We start from the raw sequence: 25,744 nt of genomic DNA on the forward strand, positions 1-25,744 counted from the left end.
ACTGGGGTGTAGTCAATTAAACCATTCTGGACTGCATATCGCATTATCGCGGTGGTTCGCTGTTGCAGGCGTGCTGCTACTTCCAGACGCCCTGAAGCCTCAACGACCTTGATCGGAACGAGTAGATCCTTTGTTTTAAGCTCAACAATTTTTCTCTTACCTATTGAGGAGAAAAGGTTGTCTTCAAGACTTTTAAGAACTCGTTCGCTGTGAGAAGGAGACCATCTCCGATTACATGCGGTATGCCAGTCTCTCGCTATAGCTTCAAAGGTAAATGCTTCACTTTGTTCAATCTTGTCGGATTTTTTCTTTTCTGAGGGATCGATACCAACAGATACCAACTTTTTGGCTTCATCTCTTTTTCTACGAGCTTCGCCAAGTGTGACCGTTGGATAAACACCTAATGCCAGAATCTTTTGCTTACCATCAAAGCGATACTGTAAACGCCAGTATTTTGAGCCATTGGGGTTGATTAGCAGGTGCATACCCTGACCATCAGTCAGTTTAAAGGGTTTATCTGAGGGTTTGGTTGTTCGAACTTTGATATCAGTGAGCGCCATCAGTTGATAACTCCATTGTTGGTATCAAAATCAATCGAACCGAAGATACCACCAGTTATACCATCATTTGTTGGTATATGTGGATAGATGTGAGTGGACGTCAAGAGACATATAGCAGGGGGGAAACAGCGTAACTGCTGGATTTTAGAGACAAAAAAAGACGTCAATAGACGTCGATTTTGTACTATTTGGTGCCGAAGGCCGGACTCGAACCGGCACGTATCTCTACGGTTGATTTTGAATCAACTGCGTCTACCGATTTCGCCACTTCGGCACTGCAAGTAGTATGCGGAAAACGGGTGAATTATACCTTTCAGCGATCCGCATGCAACACTTATCCGTTGTTCAATGAGTTAAGTGCTGAAAAAATCGTCGCTGGGGTCACATTGTGCCCATTTTGCGGGTGCAGCATGCAGCGCACCAACGTCTACCCCCACCGTAACCACGCTCCTCGCCCCGCCAGGCGCCAGAAACAAAAAAGGCGCAACCCAATGGCTACGCCTTCTTAAACTGCCCGTAATGGCGCTACTTGCGTTTTAGCAGCATATACACGCTGATCAGCAGGAACAGCATGCTCGGCAGCAGCGCGCCCAGCACCGGCGGCATGTTGTACACCAGGCTCAGCGGGCCGAAGATCTGGTCCAGCACGTAGAACAGGAACCCGAAGCTGATGCCGGTCACCACGCGCACGCCCATCGGCACGCTGCGCAGCGGCCCGAAGATGAACGACAGCGCCATCAGCATCATCACCGCCACAGAGAGCGGCGAGAACACCTTGCTCCACATGTTCAGCTGGTAGCGGTTAGCTTCCTGGCCGCTCTGCTTCAGGTACTTCACGTAGTTGTGCAGGCCGCTGATGGAGAGTGAGGTTGGGTCCAGCGCCACCACGCCCAGTTTGTCCGGGGTGAGGTTGGTTTTCCATTCGCCGGTCAAGGTTTGGGTGCCGGTGACCTGTTTTTCGTTGGTCAGGTCGGAAGTATCCACCTGCGAAAGCTTCCACACGCCGTCTTCAAAGCTGGCGGTGGCGGCATAGCGCACCGTCTCCAGCCTGCGCTGGTCGTTGAAATGGTAGATGTTGACGCCGGAAAGTTCTTTCTCGCCCGCCACGCGCTCGATGTAGATGAAGTCGTTTCCGTCCTTCGCCCACAGGCCGTTTTTGGTGGAAAGCAGCGAACCGCCGTACATCTGCTGCGCACGGTAGTTGCGCGCCATCTGGTCGCCCTGCGGCGCCACCCACTCGCCAATCGCCATGGTCAGCAGCACCAGCGGGATAGCGGTTTTCATCACCGAGCCGGCGATCTGCATGCGGGTAAAACCGGAAGCCTGCATCACCACCAGTTCACTGCGCGTCGCCAGTTGCCCCAGGCCGAGCAGAGCGCCCAGCAGGGCCGCCATCGGGAAGAACGTCTCGATGTCCTTCGGCACGCTCAGCAGGGTAAACATCCCAGCGCTCAGCGCCGAGTAGTCGCCCTGGCCCACTTTGCGCAGCTGATCGACGAACTTGATGATGCCGGAAAGCGACACCAGCATGAACAGCGTCATGATGATGGTGTTGAAAATCGTCTTACCGATATATCGGTCTAAAACGCCAAACATCAGGCCGCTCCTCTCAGGCGTGCGCGCAGCTTGCGCATCGGCACGGTATCCCACAGGTTTAGCGCCAGCGCGATCGCGAAGTACGCCGCGTTGACCACCCACAGCCAGATCATCGGATCCAGCTTGCCTTTGCCGCCGTTAGAGCGCAGCGAGGTCTGCAGCAGGAAGAAAATCAAATACAGCAGGATGGCCGGCAGCATGCTCAGCACGCGGCCCTGGCGTGGGTTCACCACGCTGAGCGGCACCACCAGCAGCGCCATAATGGCCACGGACAGCACCAGCGTCAGGCGCCAGTGGAACTCGGCGCGCGCGTCCGGGTCATCCGACTGCCACAGCGCCTGCATCGACATCTGTTCGGCCTGGTTGCCGTCAATAGCGACCGCACGGTGGCCCACCACGGCTTTATAATCGTTGAAATCGGTAATGCGGAAGTCACGCAGCAACGCGGTGCCCTCAAAGCGGGTGCCCTTGTCGAGCGTCACCACCTGCGAGCCGTCTTTCATTTGGTTGATCTTGCCGCGCTCGGCCACCACCACGGAAGGGCGCTGGTTGCCGTTCGGCCGCAGTTGCGCCAGGAACACGTCGTTGAAAGTGCTGCCCTTGACGTTGCCGATAAACAGCACGGCGTTGCCGTCTTGCGAGGGTTTGAACTGCCCTTCCGCCAGGCCGGCGATGCTCGGGTTGGCTTTCGCCTCGCTGATCACCACGTCCTGATAACGGGAGGCCACCGGGCCGGCCCAGAACACGTTTACCGCCGCCACGGCGGAGGTGATTAGCGCCAGCACCATCGCGGCAATGATCAGGGTGCGTTTACCCAGCCCGCAGGCGTGCATAACGGTGATTTCGCTGTCGGTGTACAACCGCCCAAGCGTCATCAACAAGCCGAGAAACAGGCTTAATGGCAGGATTAGCTGCGCCATCTTCGGCACACCCAATGCAAGCAGTGAAAGGACTAAATTTGTCGGGACATTGCCGTCCACCGCATCGCCTAACACCTTGACCAGGTTCTGACAAAAGAAGATCAGAAGCAGGATGAAAAGGATCGCGATTTGGCTCTTTAGCGTTTCCCGTACCAGATATCTTATGATGATCACGCTTATTACGCCTGTGAAAACTTGTCTTTTTGCAGGAAAATCGATAGTTTCATCGCTAATCCGCCATTTATTCTCATCATATGGCAACCGTCATAGCTAAAATAGTATTACAACATCTAGCATTTGGGTGTCCTATAGGAACTTGCCTATAGTCGCCAAAACAGAGCAATTTACGCCGTTCAGGTTAACATAGTTAGTTAACTCAATGGCGGGAGTTCATTACGGAGTTGGGTCATTCTAGCCGTAGCTTCCGCCTTTGTCTTTAAGATTCAGGAGAGTGCATGGAGTTCAGTGTAAAGAGCGGTAGCCCGGAAAAACAGCGCAGTGCCTGTATTGTAGTCGGCGTTTTCGAGCCGCGCCGCCTGTCCCCTATCGCAGAACAACTCGACAAAATCAGTGATGGTTATATCAGCGCATTGCTGCGCCGTGGCGAACTGGAAGGTAAAGTCGGGCAGACATTACTGCTGCACCATGTACCTAACATTCTCTCCGAACGCATCCTGTTAATCGGCTGTGGCAAAGAGCGCGAGCTCGATGAACGCCAGTACAAACAGGTGATTCAGAAAACCATCAATACCCTTAACGATACCGGCTCCATGGAAGCGGTCTGCTTCCTGACCGAGCTGCACGTGAAAGGCCGCAACACTTACTGGAAGGTGCGCCAGGCGGTAGAAACCGCCAAAGAAACGCTCTACACCTTCGATCAGCTGAAAAGTAATAAAGTGGAGCCGCGCCGTCCGCTGCGCAAAATGGTGTTCAACGTGCCGACCCGTCGCGAGCTGACCAGCGGCGAACGCGCTATCCAGCACGGTCTGGCGGTGGCTTCCGGCATTAAAGCGGCGAAAGATCTCGGCAACATGCCGCCGAACATCTGTAACGCCGGTTACCTGGCCTCCCAGGCTCGCCAACTGGCGGACGCCTTCAGCACCAACATCGTTACCCGCGTCATCGGCGAGCAGCAGATGAAAGAGCTGGGGATGAATGCCTATCTGGCGGTCGGCCATGGTTCGCAGAACGAATCATTGATGTCGGTGATGGAATATAAGGGCAACCCGAACCCGGACGCTAAGCCGATCGTGCTGGTGGGCAAAGGGCTGACCTTCGATTCCGGCGGCATCTCGATCAAACCTGCCGAAGGCATGGACGAGATGAAGTACGACATGTGCGGCGCGGCCACCGTGTACGGCGTGATGCGCGTAGTGGCGGAGCTGAACCTGCCGCTGAACGTGATCGGCGTGCTGGCCGGCTGTGAAAACATGCCGGGCGGCAGCGCTTATCGTCCGGGCGACGTACTGACCACCATGTCCGGCCAGACCGTCGAGGTGCTCAACACCGACGCCGAAGGCCGCCTGGTGCTGTGCGACACCCTGACCTACGTAGAGCGTTTCGATCCGGAGCTGGTGATTGACGTCGCCACCCTGACCGGCGCCTGCGTGATCGCGCTGGGCCACCACATCACCGGCCTGATGTCGAACCACAACCCGCTGGCGCACGAACTGATCGGCGCGTCCGAGCAGGCCGGCGACCGCGCGTGGCGTTTGCCGATGACCGACGAGTACTACGAGCAGCTGGACTCCAATTTTGCCGATATGGCGAACATTGGCGGCCGTCCGGGGGGTGCCATCACCGCCGCCTGCTTCCTGTCGCGCTTTACCCGCAAGTACAGCTGGGCGCACCTGGACATCGCCGGCACCGCCTGGCGTTCCGGCAAGGCCAAAGGGGCGACCGGGCGTCCGGTAGCCTTGCTGTCTCAGTTCCTGTTGAACCGTGCTGGACTGAACGGCGACGATTAAATCTGAGCGGTAATTCAGGTATAATCCCGAGGGGCACAGCATGCTGTGCCCCTACATTTTTTTATAGGCAGCGGTGAATCAGATGATCAAGCAGGCAACGTTCTATCTTATTGAACACGCGGAACCGGCAGGCGCGCTCAGCGCGCATGAGGCCGTGGCCTGCGCCGTTGCCGCCGAACGTTGGCGTTCCGGCAAGCGGGTGTTGATCGCCTGCGAGAGCCAGGAACAGGCCCAGCGGCTGGACGAAGCGCTGTGGCAGCGCGATCCGCACCAGTTCGTGCCGCACAACCTGGCCGGCGAAGGCCCGCACTACGGCGCGCCGGTAGAATTGTGCTGGCCCGGCAAACGCGGCAACTCCCCACGGGATCTGCTGATCGCCCTGCTGCCGCAGTTTGCAGATTTTGCTACTGCTTTCCATGAAGTGGTAGACTTCGTCCCTTACGAAGACACCCTGAAACAGTTGGCGCGCGACCGATATAAAGCCTATCGCAGCGTCGGCTTCCATTTGACCACGGCAACGCCGCCAACTCACTGAACAACGATATAAAATGGAAAAGACAAACAGTCATCTCGATACCGCATACGACCCGAAAGAGATCGAACAGAAGCTGTACGATCACTGGGAAAACCAGGGTTACTTCAAGCCAAACGGCGATACCAGCCAGGAAAGCTTCTGCATCATGATCCCGCCGCCGAACGTCACCGGCAGCCTGCACATGGGCCATGCCTTCCAGCAGACCATCATGGACACCATGATCCGCTACCAGCGCATGCAGGGGAAAAACACCCTGTGGCAGGCCGGTACCGACCATGCCGGTATCGCTACCCAGATGGTGGTTGAGCGCAAGATCGCCGCAGAAGAAAACAAAACCCGCCATGACTATGGCCGCGACGCGTTCATCGACAAAATCTGGCAGTGGAAAGCGGAATCCGGCGGCACCATCACCCGCCAGATGCGCCGTCTGGGCAACTCCGTCGACTGGGAGCGTGAGCGCTTCACCATGGACGAAGGCCTGTCCAACGCGGTACGCGAAGTGTTTGTCCGCCTGCACAAAGAAGATCTGATCTACCGCGGCAAGCGCCTGGTGAACTGGGATCCGAAACTGCGCACCGCCATCTCCGATCTGGAAGTGGAAAACCGCGAGTCCAAAGGCTCGATGTGGCACCTGCGCTACCCGCTGGCCGACGGCGCCAAAACCGCCGAAGGCAAAGACTATCTGGTGGTCGCCACCACCCGTCCGGAAACCGTGCTCGGTGATACCGGCGTGGCGGTGAACCCGGAAGATCCGCGCTACAAAGACCTTATCGGCAAAGAAATCATTCTGCCGCTGGTTGGCCGCCGCATCCGCATCGTCGGCGACGAACACGCCGATATGGAAAAAGGCACCGGCTGCGTGAAAATCACCCCGGCGCACGACTTTAACGACTACGAAGTCGGTAAACGTCACGGCCTGCCGATGATCAACATCCTGACTTTCGACGGCGATATCCGCCAGGAAGCGGAAGTGTTCAACACGCTCGGCGAAATCTGCACCGACTACTGCAACGAAATTCCGGCCCAATACCGTGGCCTGGAGCGTTTCGCGGCGCGTAAAGCGGTGGTTGCCGCCTTTGAAGAGCTTGGTTTACTGGAAGAGATCAAACCGCACGACCTGACGGTGCCTTACGGCGACCGCGGCGGCGTGGTGATCGAGCCGATGCTGACCGACCAATGGTACGTGCGCACTGCGCCGCTGGCGAAAGTGGCGGTGGAAGCCGTTGAGCAAGGCGAAATTCAGTTCGTGCCGAAGCAGTACGAAAACATGTACTTCAGTTGGATGCGCGACATTCAGGACTGGTGCATCTCCCGTCAGCTGTGGTGGGGCCACCGCATTCCGGCCTGGTATGACGTGAACGGCAAAGTCTACGTTGGCCGCAGCGAAGAAGAAGTGCGCAGCGAAAACAACCTGGGCGCCGACGTGGTGCTGAACCAGGACGAAGATGTGCTGGACACCTGGTTCTCTTCCGGCCTGTGGACCTTCTCTACTCTGGGCTGGCCAGAGCAGACCGACGCGCTGAAAACCTTCCACCCGACCAGCGTGATGGTCAGCGGCTTCGACATCATCTTCTTCTGGATTGCGCGCATGATCATGCTGACCATGCACTTCATGAAGGACGAAAACGGCAAGCCGCAAGTTCCGTTCAAGACGGTCTACATGACTGGCCTGATCCGCGACGACGAAGGGCAGAAAATGTCCAAGTCGAAAGGCAACGTGATCGATCCGCTGGACATGGTTGACGGCATCTCGCTGGAAGATCTGCTGGAAAAACGTACCGGTAACATGATGCAGCCGCAGCTGGCGGAAAAAATCCGCAAGCGCACCGAGAAGCAGTTCCCGAACGGTATCGAACCGCACGGCACCGACGCCCTGCGCTTCACCCTGGCGGCGCTGGCCTCTACCGGCCGTGACATCAACTGGGACATGAAACGCCTGGAAGGCTACCGCAACTTCTGTAACAAGCTGTGGAACGCCAGTCGCTTTGTGCTGATGAACGCGGAAAATCAAGACTGCGGCTTCAACGGCGGCGAGAAAGTGCTGTCGCTGGCGGACCGCTGGATCCTGGCCGAATTCAACCGCACAGTGAAGGCTTACCGCGAAGCGCTGGATACCTATCGCTTCGATCTGGCCGCCAACATTCTGTATGAATTCACCTGGAACCAGTTCTGCGACTGGTATCTGGAGCTGACCAAGCCGGTGGTGAGCAACGGCAGCGAAGCGGAACAGCGCGGCACCCGCCACACGCTGATCACCGTGCTGGAAGCCCTGCTGCGCCTGGCGCACCCGGTGATCCCGTTCATTACCGAAACCATCTGGCAGCGCGTGAAAACCCTGACCGGCGAAACCGCAGCTGCTCTTCAAAACGAAAGCATCATGCTGCAGCCGTTCCCAGAGTACGACGCCGCGCTGGAAGACACGCAGGCACTGAACGACCTGGAGTGGATCAAGCAGGCGATCACCGCGGTGCGTAACATCCGCGCCGAGATGAACATCGCCCCAAGCAAACAGCTGGACGTGCTGCTGCGCAACTGCAACGCCGACGCCCAGCGCCGCGTGCAGGAGAACCAGAGCTTTATCGAGCGTCTGGCGCGCCTGGCGTCCATCACCCTGCTGCCTGCGGGCGAGAAAGGCCCGTTATCGGTCACCAAACTGGTGGACGGTGCCGAGTTGCTGATCCCTATGGCCGGCTTTATCGATAAAGACGCTGAAATCGCGCGTCTGTCGAAAGAGATGGGCAAGCTGGATGCGGAAATCGCCTCGATCGAAGGCAAGCTGTCGAACGAAGGCTTTGTGGCGCGCGCACCGGAAGCGGTCGTCGCTAAAGAGCGTGAGCGTCTGGCGGCCTGCAAAGAAGGCAAAGTGAAACTGCAAGAGCAGCAGGCGAGCATCGCCGCGCTGTAATCTGTCGGTTCGCTGCAACAGCTGAAAACAGCGGGGTTCTCCCCGCTGTTTTTTTATCGCCGTTGCATCCGCCCCGGTATAGATGTTATTACAAGGTATTAATGCCGCATGGACGCCGCCGAGATATAAACCCGGCGCCTTTTGTGCTGCGATAAAAAACGTGGTCCCAGTAATTTATGGCGAGTGTAAACATGACAACAGCAACCCCAGTGCGTCTTCTGGTGCGCCCAATAACGGTTGACGACAATGCCGCTATTGCTAACGTCATTCGCGAAGTCTCCGCCGAGCACGGTTTGACGGCGGATAAAGGCTATACCGTTTCCGACCCCAATCTGGACGTCTTGTATCAACTCTACAGCCTGCCGCGCAGCGCTTATTGGGTGATAGAAGTCGACGGTCAGATTGCCGGCGGCGGCGGCGTTGCCCCGCTGCAAGGCGGTGATGACGATATTTGCGAATTACAGAAAATGTATTTTCTGCCGGTTTTGCGCGGCAAGGGCCTGGCGAAACGCCTGGCGTTGCAGGCGCTGGAGTTTGCCCGTCAACAGGGCTTCCGCTGTTGTTATTTAGAAACCACCGCCAGCCTGACGCAGGCTATCGGGCTGTATGAGCATCTGGGCTTCGAACACATCGACTGCGCCATGGGCACCACCGGCCACGTCGACTGCGAAGTGACCATGCTGAAAACGCTTTAATCTGGCTTCTGGGCGGGGGGCGAAGATGTTCGTCCCCTGTCATGGCAAGCGCCGCATGCGCTGGCGCTACTCAGAGGCCCGCACTTTTCCCCTCATCCCCCCGCTTTTGATAGCTACCTCAATCCGGCTCAGCACCAGGCTGGTAAGGTACGACACCAGGATCAACAGCAGCAGCACCAGCGGCGTATAACGCGGCGCAAAAATCAGTTTCTGAGTGAAGTAATAGCAGTAGAAGCTGTGGGTCAGCCACATGTACATCGAATGTTTGCCCAGCTCAACCACCGCCTTGTTCACCCTGCTGCCCAGCCCGTCGGCGGTTTTCATCATCGCGATGATAAACAACGGCGTCACCAGCAGCAGCCCCGGATTATGGGCGACGATAAACACCGCCACAGTCACCACCAGCAAGATCAACGGATGGGTGCGGCCCAACGTATCAATCAGCTTCGCCAACCACGAGTCTGCCGGGGCCCGCTGGGTACGGCCAAACACCATGCCAAAACCAAAAGGCAGCAGCCAGGTGCAATACTCGATGAGCACCTGCGGCGCCCAAGGGAAATACTGCAATCCCCTGCCGCACAGCGCCGCCGCAAACAGCACGCCCAGCAAGGTCGTCGTATTCAGTTTCGACAGCAGCGGCAGCGAGAGCACATACAGAACATAAAGTTTGAAGAACCACCACTCGCTGTTGTAGGTGGATTTGAGGCCAATCAGGTTTTCGATAAACAGCGACGGCGAAAGGGAATATCTTTCACCCGGAAAGAAAATAATGCCGATCGGCACAAAGATAAACAACACTATCCAGTAGCTGATATATAAATTCTTCAGCTTGCCCCAGATATATTTAAAAGAAATGTCTTTTTTAAGTGAAAAACCGTAACCGGACAAGAACAGGAACATCGACACGCAAATCTTGCCGAACAGGCCAAGATACATCTCAATATTTATCCCGCTAACGATATAATATACCGGAATATCAGGGCTAATTCGGTCTGGATAGGCGAACAGGTGGTGGACCAACATCAGAATGATGGCAATCCCTTTTAAATAATTAGACTTATTAATTGAAATTTCCATATTTCTTAATATATTATCCGCTAACAAGTGTCGTCATCATATAGCAGCCCCACTTCCCTGACACTTTCTTTCTAATCAGATTAATCCCATATTTAATTTCCCGGTAAAAAACAAAGGCACAGCGATTTTATTAACGCGTTTCTCCCGCTCTCGTTACCGTTTTTTGCTGTCCCACGGCCCCAAAACCCTGCCCGAAGCGACGCACGCATAATCATTAACATGGTCATATTTTAATTTATTTATATAAAAACAATAAAATCAAATACATAAAAACAAATCAAAAATCAATTGTCATCTTTTTTGTGATATTCATTAACAAATTAACGATTACAAATTGACCTCTTGCCACCTTGCGATACTCTGCCCTGACAGGCTTATGCCGCACTCGCACGGGGAACAGTCATGTCGGAAAACGCTTTTGATTACATCATTGTCGGCGCAGGCTCCGCCGGTTGCGTACTGGCCGCGCAGTTAATCCGCCGCACCCAGGCGCGGGTGCTGCTGCTGGAAGCCGGCGGCGGCGACAATAACCTGTTCATCAAGATGCCGGCCGGCGTGGCGAAGATCATCGCCAAAAAAAGCTGGCCGTATGAAACCGAACCGGAACCGCACGCCAACAACCGCCGCATGCAAATTGCCCAGGGCAAGGTGCTGGGCGGCAGCAGCTCGGTCAACGGCATGATCTACATTCGCGGCCAGCGGCAGGATTACGACGAATGGGCCGAACGTTACGGCTGCGTCGGCTGGGGCTATCAGGACGTGCTGCCCTATTTCAAACGCGCCGAGGCCAACGAGAGCCTGTCCGACGCTTATCACGGCGGCGAAGGGCTGCTGCCGGTCAGCGAGAACCGCTACCGCCACCCGCTCAGCATGGCGTTTATCCGCGCCGGCCAGGAGCTGGACCTGCCTTACCGCAACGATTTCAACGGCGACAGCCAGCACGGCGTGGGCTTTTATCAGACCACCACCCACAACGGCGAACGCGCCAGTACCGCCCGAACCTACCTGAAAGCGGTGCGTAACGAGCAACGGCTGGTGGTGAAACTGAACGCGCTGGTGCATCGGGTGGTGTTCGACGGCAACATGGCCACCGGCGTAGTGTATAGCCAGAACGGCGGCGGCGAAGTCACCGCGCATGCCGCAAAAGAAGTGATCCTCAGCGCCGGTGCGGTAGGCTCGCCGAAGATCCTGATGTTGTCCGGCATTGGGCCGCGCGAACACCTGCAACAGCTGGGGATCGAGCCGCGCGCGGACTTGCCGGTGGGCAAAAACTTTCACGATCACCTGCATATGTCGATCAACGTCAGCACCCGCGAGCCGGTCAGCCTGTTCGGCGCCGATCGCGGCCTGCAGGCGCTGCGCCACGGCACCGAATGGCTGGCGTTCCGCAGCGGCGTGCTCACCTCCAACGTGCTGGAAGGCGCCGCCTTCTCCGACAGCCTGGGCGACGGCCGGCCGGACGTGCAGATCCACTTTCTGCCGCTGCTGGACAGCTGGGACGACGTGCCCGGCGAGCCGCTGCCGAATATTCACGGTTTCACGCTGAAGGTCGGCTACCTGCAACCGAAGGCGCGTGGTGAAGTGCTGCTGCGCAGCCGCGATCCGCGCGATCCGGTCAAGCTGCACGCCAATTACCTCGGCCACCCGGAAGATCTGGCCGGCAGCGTGCGCGCGGTGAAATTCGGCCTGCGCTTCCTGCAAACCGCCGCCCTCAAGCCGATCGTCAAAGATCTGCTGATGCCGCAGCCGGCATGGTTGAACGATGAGGCGCAACTGGAGGAGTTCGTGCGTAACTTCTGCAAAACGGTGTATCACCCGGTAGGCAGCTGCCGCATGGGCCAATCGCCGCAGGACTCGGTGACCGACCTGCAACTGCGGGTACACGGGTTTGAACGGCTGCGGGTGATCGATTGCTCGGTGATGCCGCAGGTGACCAGCGGCAACACCAATGCACCGACCATCATGCTGGCGGAAAAAGCGGTGGATTTGCTGCTGGGCGCGCCGACGTGAAAACCGGGCGCCCGGCAGTCAGGCGGCGGCGGGCACGCCGCTGTGGAAACGCAGCTCGCTGTCCGGCGACAGGATCAGCTCAGCTTCAATGCGGCCGAAGTGAGCCACCCGCTCGCTGATGTCGCCGCCGGCAATCTGCTCGGCCAGCGTCAGGTAATCCTGATAATGCCGCGCCTCGGAGCGCAGCAGCGAGACGTAGAAACGGTTTAACTCGTCGTCCAGGTGCGGTGCCAACCGGGCGAAGCGTTCGCAGGAGCGTGCTTCGATATAGGCGCCGCAGATCAGCTTATCGATCAGCGTGGCCGGATCGTGGGTGCGAACCTCGCGGATCATGCCTTTGGCATAGCGGCTGGCGGTGATTTTCTTGTAGGGAATGCGCCGCGCCTGCATGATCTCCAGCACCTGCGAGAAGTGGTGCAGTTCTTCTTTGATCAGCAGCACCATCTTGTCCGCCAGATCCTGCCCGTAGGCCGAACCGTTTTTCGGCAAGATTTTCCTGGTGAACTGGCCCTGGCGGAACAGCGCTTCCGGCTCGCCCTGCGCTTCATGCAGAAAAGCCTCGTAGGGCCTGAGCAGCGCCAGCAAGGCATCGCCGCTCTCTTTGTCCGCCACGTAGCGGCGAATCAGCCACATGCCGGTCTGCGCCGCCTTCAGCTCGCACACCATATGGTCGGTCAGCAACAGCGGCAGGTTTTCCGGACGCCGCGCAGCGTCGATCCAGCCATCGGGCGTTTCGCAGTGCAGGAAGTTTAGAATCGGGGATAACAGGGATTGGTATTTCATCAGCTTAATAGCCCTATGGCTTTCAAGTTGCAGCCAGGCAACCAGCTCGCTCATCCTCAGGCGCTTACTTCAATAAGTAACTGGGGTGAGTGAGTGCAGACAACAACGCTGCGGCTTGAAAGACGACGGGAGAGGCCGGCTTGCGCCGGCCCATTGCATTAATCAGTGGCGTTTGCCGTCGTCATCTTCGTCGATCAATTCACCGTCTTCTTCATCATCCTCACCGTCTTCACCGTTCGGATCTTCATAGTAGGTGCCCCAACCGTCGTAGTTGACACCGCAACGTTCCGCCAGCGCCAACAACTGCTCTACCTGGGTGTCGATCAGTTCGGCGTTCAGGCCGACTTCGCTGATCACGTCGCAGCACATGACCAGCGTGCCGTCTTCCACTTCCAGTTCTTCGGCGTCGGTCACTTCGTAGCCCAGCTTGAAGGCTTCGACAGCAGCCTGCTCCAGCACTTCAAACTTTTCAGCAGAGAGGTGGTGTTCGATGGTGTAGAGCGCATCCGGATCGCTGCCGTCTTCCAGCAGTTCTTCGATGATCAGGCGGGTCTCTTCACGTTGTTCTTCCAGCTGTTCGCGGTTTGCCATGCCTATATCCTCAAGTCAAATGGCCTGTATTCCTTCTATTTTCACACACCGCCGCCATAGCTGCCACGATAAACGTGAAAGATTTCTGCTTCGGGGTTGAAATTGAATATTCATACATATAAAGTGAATTTTAATTCAATTAAAACGATCAGGACATGCGGAAATGAGTACGATGAACCCGTTCTACAAACGTCACTTTCTGAGATTAATGGATTTCACGCCGACAGAGCTGCTGGCGCTGCTGCGGCTTTCGGCCGAATTGAAGCAGGCCAAAAAGCAGGGTAAGGAAACGCGGCGTCTGCAGGGCAAGAACATCGCGCTCATCTTCGAAAAAGACTCGACACGCACCCGTTGCTCTTTCGAAGTTGCCGCTTTCGATCAGGGCGCCCAGGTCACCTATCTCGGCCCCAGCGGTAGCCAGATCGGCCATAAAGAATCGATGAAAGACACCGCCCGCGTGTTGGGCCGGATGTATGACGGTATTCAATACCGCGGTTACGGCCAGCATCTGGTGGAAACCCTGGCCACCCATGCCGGCGTGCCGGTATGGAACGGGCTGACCAACGAATTCCACCCCACCCAGCTGCTGGCGGACCTGCTCACCGTGCAGGAACAGCTGCCGGGCAAACCCTTGAGCGAGGTGAAATTCGCTTACCTCGGCGACACGCGCAACAACATGGGCAACACCTTGCTGGAAGCGGCTGCGTTGGCGGGCATGGATCTGCGCCTGGTGGCACCGAAAGCCTGTTGGCCGCAGCCGGAGCTGGTAGCCGAGTGTCAGGCGCTGGCGCAACAGACCGGCGCCAAGATCACCCTGACCGAAGACATTGCCGAAGGGGTGAAAGACGCGGACTTCCTGTACACCGACGTGTGGGTGTCGATGGGCGAACCGAAAGAAACCTGGCAGGAGCGGATCGCGCTGCTGAAACCCTATCAGGTCAATATGGCGATGGTGAAACTGACCGGTAACCCGAACGTCAAATTCCTGCATTGCCTGCCGGCGTTTCACGACGACCAAACCACCCTCGGCAAACAGATGGCGGAACAATACGGGCTGCAAGGCGGCATGGAAGTCACCGATGAAGTATTCGAATCCGCGCACAGCGTGGTGTTCGATCAGGCCGAAAACCGCCTGCACACCATCAAGGCGGTGATGGTCGCCACCCTGAGCGAAACGATTTAAAGCATATTGCCGGGGCGCGTCACGCACAGGCAATGGGGCGCGCTCGCGCCCCAACCCCTTCCCCGCTCTGGCAACCCCCGCCGGAGCGCCTAATATATTCTTGTCATATCAAATAGCCGATTGACCTTTGCCAGCCTTGGGCAAAGGTTCTACCGTGGCAGACTAACGGCAAAACTGCCGTGAAAACTAACGATAACAACTACTTCTCAGCACTGCCGCGCAGTGCCTTCAGGGGATACACATCGATGAAAGCCAAAGTCCTGCCGCTGTTAATGCTTGCCGCCCTGTCCGCCTCTGCGCTCGCCGCCACCCCGGCCAACACGCTGGTGGTGGTGCAATCGCTGGACGATATCGTCAGCCTGGATCCGGCGGAAGCCAACGAGCTGTCCAGCATCCAGACCGTGCCCAGCCTGTATCAGCGGCTGGTGCAGGCGGATCGCGATGATCCGGCGAAAGTGGTGCCGGTGCTGGCGGAAAGCTGGCAGGGCGATGCGGCGGCAAAAACCCTGACCGTCAAACTGCGCCCACAGGCGGCGTTCGCCTCCGGCAATCCGCTGACCGCCGACGACGTGATTTTCTCCTACAGCCGCGCGGTGAAAATGAACAAATCGCCGGCGTTTATCCTCAACGTGCTCGGCTGGCAGCCGGACAATATTGATGCCCACCTGAAGAAAATCGACGAGCACAGCCTGCAACTGAGCTGGACGGCGGACGTCAGCCCGGCGGTGGCGCTGAATATTCTCTCCACGCCGATCGCCTCGATCGTCGACAGCAAGGCGATGCAGCCGAACGCCAAAGACGGCGACTACGGCAATGCCTGGCTGAAAATGCACTCCGCCGGCAGCGGGCCGTTCAAAATGCGCGTCTACCAGCCGCATCAGGCGATCGTGCTGGACGCCAATCCGACCTCGCCGGGCAGCAAACCCTTGTTGCACAGCATCATCATTAAAAGCGTGCCGGACCCGGCCACCCGCCGCCTGCTGATCCAGCAGGGCGACGCCGATGTGGCACGTGAGCTTGGCCCGGACCAAACCGTGGCGTTAAAAAATCAACCGGGCGTGAAGGTGTTGGAAATCCCGTCCGCCGAGCAGAACTATTTAGTGTTCAATACCGGCAACGCCGCCAATCCGCTGCTGAAAAACCCGGCCTTCTGGGAGGCGGCGCGCTATCTGATCGATTATCAGGGCATTACCAAGGATCTGCTGAAAGGCCAGTATTTTGTGCATCAAAGCTTCCTGCCGGTCGGGCTGCCGGGCGCGCTGGAAGACAACCCGTTCAGCTTCGATCCGACCAAGGCCAAGGCGATCCTGGCCAAGGCCGGCATCACCAACGCCACCCTGACGCTGGACGTGGAGAACAAGCCGCCGTTTATCACCATCGCCCAGGCGTTGCAGGCCAGTTTTGCCCAGGGTGGCGTGAAGCTGGATCTGTTGCCGGCCGCCGGCAGCCAGGTGTATTCGCGGGTACGCGCCAAACAGCACCAGGCGGCGATCCGCCTGTGGATCCCGGATTATTTTGATGCGCATTCCAACGCCAGCGCCTTCGCCTATAACGACGGCAAAACCAGTACGGTCGCGGGCCTCAACGGCTGGCAGATCCCGCAGTTGAGCAAGCAGACGCTGGCGGCGGTAGCCGAAGCCGATCCGGCCAAACGCACCGCGCTGTACACTGCCATGCAACAGGAGTTGCAACGCAGTTCGCCGTATGTGTTTATCGATCAGGCCAAAACCGAAGTGGTGCTGCGCGATAACGTCAAAGGCTACCAGCAGGGCCTGAACGCCGACATGGTCTACTACGATCGCGTCAGCAAATAACCGGCAAGCGGCCATCGCCGGCCAATCGATTGCGAAGCGGCAAAAATCGGCGTTTTAGCGCTTGCAGTGGCGAAAAGCGCGAGTATAATGCGCGACAATTTGCCAGGAGAAAGCATGAAAAACGCCATGTGTTTTGTTAGCCGCAACCGACAAAACCGACCGCCAATCGGCGGCCAACTGCCGTTGTTTCTCCTGTTGCTAAACCGATCGTTTCAAGCCCCTCGTTGAGGGGCTTTTTTTTGCCTTAAAAAGCCCCGCGCCACGGGCACGAGTCGAGGAGAGTGAAAAATGGCCAACCCGCTGTATCACAAACATATCATCTCTATTAACGATCTCAGCCGCGAGGATCTGGAGCTGGTGCTGCGCACCGCCGCCAGCCTGAAAGCCACCCCGCAGCCCGAATTGCTCAAGCACAAGGTGATCGCCAGCTGCTTCTTCGAAGCCTCGACCCGCACCCGCCTGTCGTTCGAAACCTCTATGCATCGCCTCGGTGCCTCGGTGGTCGGCTTTGCCGACGGCAGCAATACGTCGCTGGGCAAGAAAGGCGAAACGCTGGCCGACACCATCTCGGTCATCGGCACCTACGTAGACGCCATCGTGATGCGTCACCCGCAGGAAGGCGCCGCACGGCTGGCGACGGAATTTTCCGGCGGTGTCCCGGTGCTCAACGCCGGCGACGGCGCCAACCAGCACCCGACCCAAACGCTGCTCGACCTGTTCACCATCCAGGAAACCCAGGGCCGCCTGAACAACATCAATATCGCCATGGTCGGCGACCTGAAATACGGCCGCACCGTACACTCGCTGGCGCAGGCGCTGGCCAAGTTCGAAGGCAACCGCTTCTACTTTATCGCCCCGGATGCGCTGGCAATGCCGGCTTACATCCTGAAAATGCTCGAAGAAAAAGGCATCGAATACAGCCTGCACAGCAGCATTGAAGAAGTGGTGCCGGAGCTGGATATTCTCTACATGACCCGGGTGCAGAAAGAGCGCCTGGATCCTTCGGAATACGCCAACGTGAAGGCGCAGTTCGTGCTGCGCGCGGCGGATCTGGCCGGCGCGCGCGCCAATCTCAAAGTGCTGCACCCGCTGCCGCGCATCGACGAGATCACCACCGACGTGGATACCACGCCGTACGCCTACTACTTCCAACAGGCAGGCAACGGCATCTTCGCCCGCCAGGCGCTGCTGGCGCTGGTATTAAACGCAGATTTGGCTTTTTAAGGGGGAACCGTCATGACTCACGATAACAAACTGCAGGTTGAAGCGATCAAGTGCGGTACGGTGATTGACCATATTCCGGCGCAGGTGGGCTTTAAGCTGCTGACGCTGTTCAAATTGACCGCCACCGACCAGCGCATCACCATTGGCCTGAACCTGCCTTCCAACGAGCTGGGTCGCAAAGACCTGATCAAAATCGAGAACACCTTCCTGACCGAGCAGCAGGCCAACCAGCTGGCGATGTACGCGCCGAAAGCCACGGTGAACCGCATCGACAACTACGAAGTGGTGCGCAAGCTGACTCTCAGCCTGCCGGACCATATCGACGGCGTGCTGACCTGCCCGAACGGCAACTGCATCAGCCGCAGCGAGCCGGTAGCGTCCAGCTTTGGCGTGAAATCCCGCGACGGCGAAGTGCATCTGAAATGCCGCTACTGCGAGAAAGAGTTCGACCATCAGGTGGTGCTGCAGGCGGATTGAAATATACCCATTTGCCGGGAACGACGCTGTTAATCCGCTCGTCACTCCCTATAATGGAATGCCGTAGGGGCGCTACATGCTGCGCCCACGTGTTACGGGGCGAACTTATTCGCCCCCTACGGTGAGCGCACGCAGCCAACAACGCTGCGGTTTGAAAGACGAAGGGTATATCAGGAGAAAAAATGTCCCGTAACATCAGCACTGAACTCGCCCCGGCAGCCATTGGTCCTTACGTGCAGGGCGTTGATCTGGGCAGCATGATCATCACTTCCGGCCAGATCCCGGTGGATCCGAAAACCGGCGCAGTGGCCGACGACGTTTCCGCACAGGCACGCCAGTCGCTGGAAAACGTTAAAGCGATCGTTGAAGCCGCCGGCCTGAAAGTCGCCGACATCGTGAAAACCACGGTGTTCGTGAAAGATCTGAACGATTTCGCCACCGTAAACGCCGCTTACGAAAGCTTCTTCACCGAGCACAACGCGCCGTTCCCGGCCCGTTCCTGCGTCGAAGTAGCCCGTCTGCCGAAAGACGTGAAAATCGAGATCGAAGCCATCGCCGTTCGTCGTTAATTCCACGACTACCGCGCCCAACGGTCAGCCATCGGCTGGCCGTTTTTATTTGTCCCGCCTGAAGCAACGATCCGTTAGGGTGCGCTATCAGGGATCATAGTTAACCCAACGCACCACAATTTCGCCCCATTTTAAGGCAACGCCCGCCGCGCCTGCACCCAAATCGCGCTTTCCCCTGCCTTTTTCCTGCTTTTTACGCCGGTTTTCGCCTCTTTCACATTTTGGCACATTTTATGCTCGATCTTGTTACAGCCTGCAATGTCAACGAGGTGACGATGCTAAATATCGACCTGTCCGCTTCACCGTTTTTTGATGAGATGCTTCTGGCTGAGGGTAAACACCGGGGCCATTACGAAGCTTACTGGCATTGGCTGCAACAGGCCGACCAAAAGGCTATTCAGCGTAAAAGAGAAGAGGCTGCACTGCTGTTTCACCGGGTGGGCATTACCTTTAATGTTTACGGTGAGGATGACGGCGCCGAACGGCTTATCCCGTTCGACAGCGTGCCGCGCATCATCCCCGCCAGCGAATGGGCGATGCTCGATCGCGGCATTCGCCAGCGCGTACAGGCGCTCAACGCCTTTCTGCACGATATCTACCATCAACAGCATATTCTGAAAGCCGGGATTATTCCGGCAGAACAGGTGCTGGCTAACGATCAGTATCAGCCCTGCATGCAGGGGGTCGATCTGCACCGCAATATTTACGCGCACATCGTCGGCGTGGATATGGTGCGCGGCGGCGACGGCCAGTATTACGTGCTGGAGGACAATCTTCGCACCCCGTCCGGCGTGTCCTACATGCTGGAAAACCGCAAGATGATGATGCGCCTGTACCCGGAACTGTTCGCCCAGCAACGCATCGCCCCGGTAGAGCGCTACCCGTCGCACCTGCTGCAAACCCTGCGCGAAAGCTCGCCGATTAACGATCCTACCGTGGTGGTGCTGACGCCGGGCCGTTTCAACAGCGCCTATTTCGAGCACAGTTTCCTGGCTCAGCAGATGGGCGTGGAGCTGGTTGAAAGCGCCGATCTGTTCGTCAAGGACGGTGCGGTGTTTATGCGCACCACCGCCGGGCCGTGCAAGGTGGATGTGATCTACCGCCGGGTGGACGACGCCTTCCTCGATCCGCTGGCGTTCCGCCCGGACTCGATGCTCGGCGTGCCGGGGCTGCTTTCCGTCTACCGCGCCGGCAACGTGGTGCTGGCGAACGCCATCGGTACCGGCGTGGCCGACGACAAGTCGATCTACCCGTACGTGCCGGACATGGTGCGCTTCTATCTGCAGGAAGAGCCGATCCTCAACAACGTGCCCACCTGGCAGTGCCGCCACAAGAATGAGCTGTCGTACGTGCTGGCGAACCTGGAGCAGATGGTGGTGAAGGAGGTTCACGGCGCCGGCGGTTACGGCATGCTGATTGGGCCGGCGGCGACCAAAGACGAAATCGCCCACTTCCGCGCGCTGCTGCTGGCCAAACCGCATAACTACATTGCGCAGAACACGCTGGCGCTGTCGACCTGCCCGACCTTTGTCAACGATGGCCTGGCGCCGCGTCATATCGATCTGCGGCCGTTCGCCCTGAGCGGTGCGGAAATTCGCCTGGTGCCCGGCGGCCTGACGCGCGTAGCGCTGGCGCAAGGCTCACTGGTGGTCAACTCGTCACAGGGCGGGGGAACCAAGGATACCTGGGTGTTGGAGGATGACGCATGCTGAGCCGAACTGCCAGTGAACTCTATTGGATGGCCCGCTATCTGGAGCGGGCGGAAAGCATCGCCCGGGTGCTCGACGTGACCAACAAACTGTCGATGATGCCGATCCGCGACAGCGAAGATCATGATCTGCAGGTGCCGCTCAACCTGACCGGCACCGGGCAACTGTACGCCGCCGCCTATCCCGATTTGACGATGGCCAATCTGGTGAGCTTTTTTGCGCTCGACAGCCGTAACCACAGCAGCATCTACAACTGCCTGCAAATGGGCTGGAACAACGCCCATGCGGTGCGCGGCAGCCTGTCTTCCGAAGTCTGGGAATGCATTAACGCCACCTGGATCGAAATGAAGCTGATCCGCCGCCAGGGCATAGGGTCGGTGGGCGCCGACGGCTTCTTCGATTGGGTCAAGGAGCGCTCGCACCTGTTTCGTGGCGCGATGTTCGGCACCCTGCTGCGCAGCGACGCGATGTGCTTTATCCGCCTCGGCACCCTGCTGGAGCGGGCAGACAGCACCGCACGCCTGCTCGGCGTCAAAAACGAGTTGCTGGATAACGACAACGATCCGGTGCGCGAGTATTACCGCATGGACACGCTGCTGCGGGCGGTCAGCGCACGCGAAGCCTATCACAGCATCTACAAGCAGCAGCTCAGCCGGGAAACCATTGCCGAACTGATGATCCTGCGTAACGAAATCCCACGCTCCCTGCTGGCTTGCGTCGGCGATATGGTGCAACAGTTGGAGCAGATTGGCGGCAACAGTGCCAATGAACCGCGCCGGCTGGCGCACACGCTGCACGCCGAACTGCGTTTCAGCAGCATGAAGGATCTGAACAAGGTGGGGCTAAGCGACTGGCTGGGCTTATTCCTAGGGCAGATCAACGGCATCGCGGAAAGCATCCATCACACTTACCTGGAGGCGCAATGAAACTGAATATTGAGCACAATACCCATTACACCTACGCCCAGCAGGTGAAGCGCAGCACCCAGTATCTGCGTTTGACGCCGCAGGATTCGCAGCACCAGCGCATCATCTCCTGGCAGTTAACGCTGCCGGAAGATGCGGTGTGCACCACCGATGCCTTCGGCAATGTGCTGCATGTGCTGACGCTGGATCACCCGCATCAGGCGATCACCATTCAGGCCCACGGCGTGGTGGAGATTGAAGACGGTGTAGAAGACCCGACGATGGGGCATCTCTCGCCGCTGGTGTTCCTGCGCCACAGCCCGCTGACCCAGCCCGACAGCGCCATCCAGGCCTTCGCGCTGCGCTATTACCAACCGGAAACGCTGCTTGCCGGGCTGGAAAAACTGATGGGCGATCTGTTGCTGAAAATGCCTTACACGCCGGGCGCCACCGAGGTGACCGACAGCGCCGCCCAGGCGTTCGCTTCCGGCAACGGCGTCTGCCAGGATCATACCCACGTCTTTCTGGCCTGCTGCCGCAGCCTGAATATTCCGGCGCGCTACGTCAGCGGCTACCTTTACAGCGAAGATTCCGCCCACGTCGCCACCCACGCCTGGGCGGAAGCCTGGGTGGACGAACGCTGGCACAGTTTCGACGTTACCAACAACACCCGCCTGCCGAATCAGCACCTTAAGCTGGCGGTGGGGATCGATTATCTGGATGCCTGCCCGGTGCGCGGTATCAGGCTCGGCGGCGGCAGCGAGGATATGCAGACCATGGCGGCAGTGCAGATGATGCCGGCCAGCCAGGCTCAGGGGCAATAACATCCCCTTGCCGAACGCAGCGGTTTGCGGCACGCTGGTTTTTTCCGGCGTGCCGTCATCGAGCACGGTGTTATTTCGCGTTTGAAGGATTTTGGTATGACCTATTGTGTGGCCATGCGCTTGTCATCCGGGCTGGTGTTTGCTTCCGACTCCCGCACCAATGCCGGGGTGGATCATATCTCCACCTTCCGCAAGCTGCACGTGTTCCAGCAGGACGGTGAGCGCACGCTGGTGCTGCAAAGCGCCGGTAACCTGGCGACGACTCAGAGCATCATCAGCCTGCTGCTGCGCCGCAGCAAGGATGCCGACCGCCCCAACCTGCTCAACGTGCCCAACCTGTATGAAGCCGCCACGCTGGTGGGCGAAACGGTGCGCGAAGTGATCCTGCGCGACAGCGAAGCCCAACAGAGCGGCAGCACCACCGATTTCAGTTGCAGCCTGCTGCTCGGCGGCCAGATTGACGGCGAAGAGATGCGGCTGTTCCATATCTATCCGCAGGGCAACTTTATCGAAGCCACCCGGGATACGCCCTATTTCCAGATTGGCGAAAGCAAATACGGCAAACCGATTATCGATCGGGTGCTGAATTACGATACCCCGCTGGAGCAGGCGATGCAGTGCGCGCTGATTTCTCTCGACTCCACGTTGCGCAGCAACCTGTCGGTCGGCCTGCCGCTCGACGTGATGATCTACCCGCGCGACAGTTTCAGCAGCCAACAGCAGTACCGCATTACCGAAGATCACCCGCACTTCAGCGCCATTCGCAAAGGCTGGGGCGAAGGGCTGGTCAGCATTTTCAAACAGCTGCCGCCGTTGCAGCTGTAAGTTGTTTTCGGGCTCAGCATGCTGAGCCCTAAATCCCCCCTTATTCGATCGCGCAGGCACGCAGCAGCGCCTCCAGCGGGTAGACCGCCGCAATCACCACTTCGTCACGCACCTGTGCCGCGGCATCCAATTGCTGCTGTATCTGCCCGGCTTCGGTTTTACTCAACGGCTCACTCTGCTGATAGCGCTCCAGCAGCATCAACCCCAGCGTGGACAGCGCACCGACGTCCTGCGCCACCGGTGCCAAATCCTGCAATACCCGGTTACCGGCGACAGTCGTTTTCACCGCTGCGGTGTTCAATTGCCAACGCTGCAAACGCTCGCGGATCGCCTGCGCCGCTGCGCGATCGTTTTTGTCCTTCAGCAGCGCCTCAACCTGTCGCCCCATCTCGCGCACCGCGTTGCTTTCCGGCGGCAGCGCGTCGGCAAAACGGTTCAAAGGCTCGAACTGATGATAATTACCGGCCTTGAATTTCAGGTGCTGGCGAGTGTAGTACTGCCCCGGCTCCACCGCCTCGGCAAGAATTTGCAGCGGCAAGATCTCCACGCTGTTCGCCAGCCGGGTGAATTCGCGGGCGGTTTCGGCATGCTGCTGCAAGCCCACCGACACCACTGACCAGGCATCCACCGCCGCCAACCGTTGGTACATGTTGTTTTCATCGGTCACATCCTGCGCCGACCACAGCCGCTCCGCCACCGCAAAGGCCCGCGGCCACAGCTTGAGATCGAGGATCGGCGCACGGACGTTTTCAGCCCACAGCGCCGCCTCGCCGCCGAGAATATTGGCCTGTTGCTTCGCCTCCGGCACCACCGGCATTTTGCCCGCCGGGATCGCCGCCAGCCTGCTGCCGCTGGTCGGGTAGCGCACGTTGCCGAGCAGCATATAGCCGCTCAGTTGGTCCTGTTGCAGCCTGAATACCGGGCGCGTCTCGCCCATCCAGCTGTCGAGGCGGAAGGTCACCTGCTGCGGCGAACGCCAGACGATATCGTGCAACGCGCGGCGGGATTTGCCGTTGAAGTCGATAAAACCACGCCAGCCCTGCTTACCTTCGATCAACGTAAAACTGCCTTCTACTACGCTGCCCTTCAGGCGCGGCATGCTGAACTGCCAGCTCTGCGCCTGCTCAGCGGGCTGCACCTCGGTATCTACCCCCAGCGGCTGGGGCAAAATTTCGTTGCGATAGTGATAGGCGGCGCTCTGTGGTTGGTCGAGGTAGAAACCGGTGGACAGAATGCCCTGGTAGCCGTCCTGCGCACTGGCGCCAAGCGAATCCGGCCCCTGCCAGGACTGGATGACAATGGTGCGCGGCAGCGACGGGTGATAAATCTCATCCCAGCCGACCATGCGCCGCTGGTGCCGTTCGAGGATTTTCTCCAGCTTCTGGTTGAAGTAGGCTTGCAGCGCATGAGTATCCGCCAGCTGATTTTTTTGCATAAACGCCTGAATCGAGGCCGATGCCTTCCACTGGCTGGCGTCGACCTCGTCACCGCCGATATGCAGGTAGGGATCGGGGAAAATCGCCGCCAATTCGCCGATGATCGCGTCAACGAACCGATAAACCTCGTCGCGGGTCGGATCGAGCGTCGGCTTGTGCACGCCCCACTCGCGCTCCATCGAGTACGGCCCCGGCGCGCTCATGAATTCCGGGTAAGCCACGGCGATGCTGGAGGCATGGCCCGGCAGATCGATTTCCGGCACCACCCGGATGCCGCGCGCTGTGGCGTAAGCCACCACCTGCTGCATCTGTTCGCGGGTATAGAACTGGCCGTCGCTGGCCAGCTGTTGCAGTTTGGGGTAGCGCTCAGAGGCAAAGCGCCAGCCTTGGTCGTCGGTCAGATGCCAATGGAAGACATTGAGTTTGGCCGCCGCCATGCCGTCGAGCTGGCGCAGGATATCAGGCAGCGGCAAGAAATGGCGCGCCGAATCCAGCAGCACGCCGCGCCACGGGAAACGCGGCACGTCGGCAATCGTCACCAGCGGCAAGAAGGTGTTTTGGCCGTCGGTCTGCATCAGTTGCAACAGGGTTTCCATGCCGCGCAACGCGCCGAAGCGGGTATTGGCGGTCAGTGTGGCGCCCTGCGGCGTCACCGCCAGCTTGTAGCTTTCATCGCTGCCGGGCAGCGGCTGAGCGGCCACTTTGTCTTTGATATTCACCTGAATCGCCGCACCCTCGGCTTTTGCGGTTTGCGGCGCCAACGTCCAACCGGTCTGCAGTTCGATGCGTTGCCGCCAGCGCAGTTCCGCCTGTGCCAGATCGTCGCCCTGCACCTTAAGCGTGAGGCGGTGATCCAGCACCAGCCTGCCCGCCGGCTGCGTCAGTTCGACCTGCTGTGGCCAAGGCATCAGCGGCAGCGAGCCGGCCGGTTGCGCCAACGCGCCGAGGGAAAGCAATAACGATGAAGCCAGTAGCGTATAACGGAGCGGTCTATGCATCAGAAATTCCTCAAAGGAAAAAAATCAATAAAAACAGCGAAGCTGTCAATAAAGACTGAGCATAGTTCAGATGTCCAACCGCAAAGATGAAAAGCCGGGGTGGATCACGAATGCCCTCTCCCGCACTGCAGAGAGGGCTTG

21 protein-coding genes and 1 tRNA gene are annotated in these 25,744 nt (G+C 58.4%); 14 read left to right on the top strand and 8 right to left on the bottom strand.

Features of this window, described 5'->3' with window-relative positions; all coding sequences use genetic code 11:
- The 4 genes from SPL01S_RS19395 to lptF form a co-directional block, all read right to left on the bottom strand.
- A partial coding sequence (locus tag SPL01S_RS19395; protein WP_155729011.1) for a tyrosine-type recombinase/integrase occupies window positions 1–560 on the bottom strand: 560 nt, incomplete at its 3' end.
- Window positions 561–749: 189 nt separating this feature from the next.
- Window positions 750–834, bottom strand: a tRNA-Leu gene (locus SPL01S_RS19400).
- A gap of 251 nt (window positions 835–1,085) precedes the next feature.
- Window positions 1,086–2,156 (bottom strand): LPS export ABC transporter permease LptG, encoded by a 1,071-nt coding sequence (lptG, locus tag SPL01S_RS19405; RefSeq protein ID WP_020438362.1) that lies wholly within the window; start codon window positions 2,154–2,156, stop codon window positions 1,086–1,088.
- Window positions 2,156–3,250, bottom strand: coding sequence for an LPS export ABC transporter permease LptF (gene lptF / locus SPL01S_RS19410; protein WP_006323363.1), 1,095 nt, complete (start codon window positions 3,248–3,250; stop codon window positions 2,156–2,158). Before lptF ends, lptG begins: the two co-directional genes overlap by 1 nt.
- 281 nt (window positions 3,251–3,531) lie before the next feature.
- Between lptF and pepA the strand changes: the two genes are divergently transcribed.
- The 4 genes from pepA to SPL01S_RS19430 all read left to right on the top strand — a co-directional run bounded on the left by pepA (window position 3,532) and on the right by SPL01S_RS19430 (window position 9,178).
- Complete coding sequence (pepA, locus tag SPL01S_RS19415) at window positions 3,532–5,043, top strand: leucyl aminopeptidase (protein ID WP_004953046.1); 1,512 nt, start codon at window positions 3,532–3,534, stop codon at window positions 5,041–5,043.
- An 85-nt stretch (window positions 5,044–5,128) separates the two neighbouring features.
- Window positions 5,129–5,578 carry a DNA polymerase III subunit chi gene (locus SPL01S_RS19420; RefSeq protein WP_012005017.1) on the top strand — a complete coding sequence of 150 codons (450 nt, stop codon included), beginning with the start codon at window positions 5,129–5,131 and terminating at the stop codon, window positions 5,576–5,578.
- Between the two features lie 13 nt (window positions 5,579–5,591).
- A complete protein-coding gene (locus SPL01S_RS19425; RefSeq protein WP_063202324.1) occupies window positions 5,592–8,483 on the top strand; it encodes a valine--tRNA ligase in 2,892 nt (963 codons plus the stop codon).
- Between the two features lie 191 nt (window positions 8,484–8,674).
- Window positions 8,675–9,178 (top strand): GNAT family N-acetyltransferase, encoded by a 504-nt coding sequence (locus tag SPL01S_RS19430; protein WP_063202325.1) that lies wholly within the window; start codon window positions 8,675–8,677, stop codon window positions 9,176–9,178.
- 66 nt (window positions 9,179–9,244) lie between these two features.
- Here the strand turns inward: SPL01S_RS19430 and SPL01S_RS19435 are convergent, their stop codons facing one another.
- Window positions 9,245–10,255, bottom strand: coding sequence for an acyltransferase family protein (locus SPL01S_RS19435; protein ID WP_063202326.1), 1,011 nt, complete (start codon window positions 10,253–10,255; stop codon window positions 9,245–9,247).
- Window positions 10,256–10,657: 402 nt separating this feature from the next.
- On the opposite strand from SPL01S_RS19435, the gene SPL01S_RS19440 reads away from it, so the two are divergent.
- Window positions 10,658–12,265, top strand: coding sequence for a GMC family oxidoreductase (locus SPL01S_RS19440; RefSeq protein WP_063202327.1), 1,608 nt, complete (start codon window positions 10,658–10,660; stop codon window positions 12,263–12,265).
- Between the two features lie 18 nt (window positions 12,266–12,283).
- On the opposite strand, the gene miaE is transcribed toward SPL01S_RS19440, so the two are convergent.
- Together miaE and rraB are read right to left on the bottom strand one after the other, a co-directional pair.
- Window positions 12,284–13,048, bottom strand: a complete 765-nt coding sequence (gene miaE, locus SPL01S_RS19445) for a tRNA isopentenyl-2-thiomethyl-A-37 hydroxylase MiaE (protein ID WP_004953030.1) — start codon at window positions 13,046–13,048, stop codon at window positions 12,284–12,286.
- 162 nt (window positions 13,049–13,210) lie between these two features.
- Window positions 13,211–13,639 (bottom strand): ribonuclease E inhibitor RraB, encoded by a 429-nt coding sequence (gene rraB, locus SPL01S_RS19450; RefSeq protein ID WP_006323358.1) that lies wholly within the window; start codon window positions 13,637–13,639, stop codon window positions 13,211–13,213.
- 163 nt (window positions 13,640–13,802) lie between these two features.
- On the opposite strand from rraB, the gene argF reads away from it, so the two are divergent.
- The 9 genes from argF to SPL01S_RS19495 all read left to right on the top strand — a co-directional run bounded on the left by argF (window position 13,803) and on the right by SPL01S_RS19495 (window position 23,169).
- On the top strand, window positions 13,803–14,822 hold the full coding sequence (gene argF, locus SPL01S_RS19455) for an ornithine carbamoyltransferase (RefSeq protein ID WP_004953024.1): 1,020 nt from the start codon (window positions 13,803–13,805) through the stop codon (window positions 14,820–14,822).
- A gap of 245 nt (window positions 14,823–15,067) precedes the next feature.
- Window positions 15,068–16,636, top strand: coding sequence for an ABC transporter substrate-binding protein (locus SPL01S_RS19460; protein ID WP_063202328.1), 1,569 nt, complete (start codon window positions 15,068–15,070; stop codon window positions 16,634–16,636).
- 288 nt (window positions 16,637–16,924) lie between these two features.
- Window positions 16,925–17,860: an aspartate carbamoyltransferase gene (gene pyrB / locus SPL01S_RS19465; RefSeq protein ID WP_063202329.1), complete on the top strand. Its 936-nt coding sequence runs from the start codon at window positions 16,925–16,927 to the stop codon at window positions 17,858–17,860.
- Between the two features lie 12 nt (window positions 17,861–17,872).
- Window positions 17,873–18,337, top strand: coding sequence for an aspartate carbamoyltransferase regulatory subunit (pyrI, locus tag SPL01S_RS19470; protein WP_004953014.1), 465 nt, complete (start codon window positions 17,873–17,875; stop codon window positions 18,335–18,337).
- 182 nt (window positions 18,338–18,519) lie between these two features.
- Window positions 18,520–18,906 carry a 2-iminobutanoate/2-iminopropanoate deaminase gene (ridA, locus tag SPL01S_RS19475; protein ID WP_004953012.1) on the top strand — a complete coding sequence of 129 codons (387 nt, stop codon included), beginning with the start codon at window positions 18,520–18,522 and terminating at the stop codon, window positions 18,904–18,906.
- A gap of 275 nt (window positions 18,907–19,181) precedes the next feature.
- The gene (locus SPL01S_RS19480; RefSeq protein ID WP_006323352.1) at window positions 19,182–20,618 is read left to right on the top strand and encodes a circularly permuted type 2 ATP-grasp protein; all 1,437 of its coding nucleotides are present in this window, start codon (window positions 19,182–19,184) and stop codon (window positions 20,616–20,618) included.
- Window positions 20,612–21,541: an alpha-E domain-containing protein gene (locus tag SPL01S_RS19485; RefSeq protein WP_063202331.1), complete on the top strand. Its 930-nt coding sequence runs from the start codon at window positions 20,612–20,614 to the stop codon at window positions 21,539–21,541. Before SPL01S_RS19480 ends, SPL01S_RS19485 begins: the two co-directional genes overlap by 7 nt.
- Window positions 21,538–22,344, top strand: coding sequence for a transglutaminase family protein (locus SPL01S_RS19490; RefSeq protein WP_063202332.1), 807 nt, complete (start codon window positions 21,538–21,540; stop codon window positions 22,342–22,344). Before SPL01S_RS19485 ends, SPL01S_RS19490 begins: the two co-directional genes overlap by 4 nt.
- 96 nt (window positions 22,345–22,440) lie before the next feature.
- Window positions 22,441–23,169, top strand: a complete 729-nt coding sequence (locus SPL01S_RS19495; protein WP_004953000.1) for a proteasome-type protease — start codon at window positions 22,441–22,443, stop codon at window positions 23,167–23,169.
- A gap of 40 nt (window positions 23,170–23,209) precedes the next feature.
- Here SPL01S_RS19495 and SPL01S_RS19500 read toward each other — a convergent pair whose 3' ends face one another.
- Window positions 23,210–25,603: a beta-N-acetylhexosaminidase gene (locus SPL01S_RS19500; RefSeq protein ID WP_063202334.1), complete on the bottom strand. Its 2,394-nt coding sequence runs from the start codon at window positions 25,601–25,603 to the stop codon at window positions 23,210–23,212.
- Window positions 25,604–25,744 lie beyond the last annotated feature (141 nt).

Source organism: Serratia plymuthica NBRC 102599 (genome assembly GCF_001590925.1).
Lineage (GTDB): Bacteria > Pseudomonadota > Gammaproteobacteria > Enterobacterales > Enterobacteriaceae > Serratia > Serratia plymuthica.

Bases quoted from the DNA above. Each gene is read 5' to 3' on its own strand.
- lptG (WP_020438362.1), bottom strand. From the start codon at position 2,156: ATGTTTGGCGTTTTAGACCGATATATCGGTAAGACGATTTTCAACACC.
- pepA (WP_004953046.1), top strand. From the start codon at position 3,532: ATGGAGTTCAGTGTAAAGAGCGGTAGCCCGGAAAAACAGCGCAGTGCC.
- SPL01S_RS19425 (WP_063202324.1), top strand. From the start codon at position 5,592: ATGGAAAAGACAAACAGTCATCTCGATACCGCATACGACCCGAAAGAG.
- SPL01S_RS19430 (WP_063202325.1), top strand. From the start codon at position 8,675: ATGACAACAGCAACCCCAGTGCGTCTTCTGGTGCGCCCAATAACGGTT.
- SPL01S_RS19435 (WP_063202326.1), bottom strand. From the start codon at position 10,255: ATGGAAATTTCAATTAATAAGTCTAATTATTTAAAAGGGATTGCCATC.
- SPL01S_RS19440 (WP_063202327.1), top strand. From the start codon at position 10,658: ATGTCGGAAAACGCTTTTGATTACATCATTGTCGGCGCAGGCTCCGCC.
- miaE (WP_004953030.1), bottom strand. From the start codon at position 13,048: ATGAAATACCAATCCCTGTTATCCCCGATTCTAAACTTCCTGCACTGC.
- rraB (WP_006323358.1), bottom strand. From the start codon at position 13,639: ATGGCAAACCGCGAACAGCTGGAAGAACAACGTGAAGAGACCCGCCTG.
- argF (WP_004953024.1), top strand. From the start codon at position 13,803: ATGAGTACGATGAACCCGTTCTACAAACGTCACTTTCTGAGATTAATG.
- SPL01S_RS19460 (WP_063202328.1), top strand. From the start codon at position 15,068: ATGAAAGCCAAAGTCCTGCCGCTGTTAATGCTTGCCGCCCTGTCCGCC.
- pyrB (WP_063202329.1), top strand. From the start codon at position 16,925: ATGGCCAACCCGCTGTATCACAAACATATCATCTCTATTAACGATCTC.
- pyrI (WP_004953014.1), top strand. From the start codon at position 17,873: ATGACTCACGATAACAAACTGCAGGTTGAAGCGATCAAGTGCGGTACG.
- ridA (WP_004953012.1), top strand. From the start codon at position 18,520: ATGTCCCGTAACATCAGCACTGAACTCGCCCCGGCAGCCATTGGTCCT.
- SPL01S_RS19480 (WP_006323352.1), top strand. From the start codon at position 19,182: ATGCTAAATATCGACCTGTCCGCTTCACCGTTTTTTGATGAGATGCTT.
- SPL01S_RS19485 (WP_063202331.1), top strand. From the start codon at position 20,612: ATGCTGAGCCGAACTGCCAGTGAACTCTATTGGATGGCCCGCTATCTG.
- SPL01S_RS19490 (WP_063202332.1), top strand. From the start codon at position 21,538: ATGAAACTGAATATTGAGCACAATACCCATTACACCTACGCCCAGCAG.
- SPL01S_RS19495 (WP_004953000.1), top strand. From the start codon at position 22,441: ATGACCTATTGTGTGGCCATGCGCTTGTCATCCGGGCTGGTGTTTGCT.
- SPL01S_RS19500 (WP_063202334.1), bottom strand. From the start codon at position 25,603: ATGCATAGACCGCTCCGTTATACGCTACTGGCTTCATCGTTATTGCTT.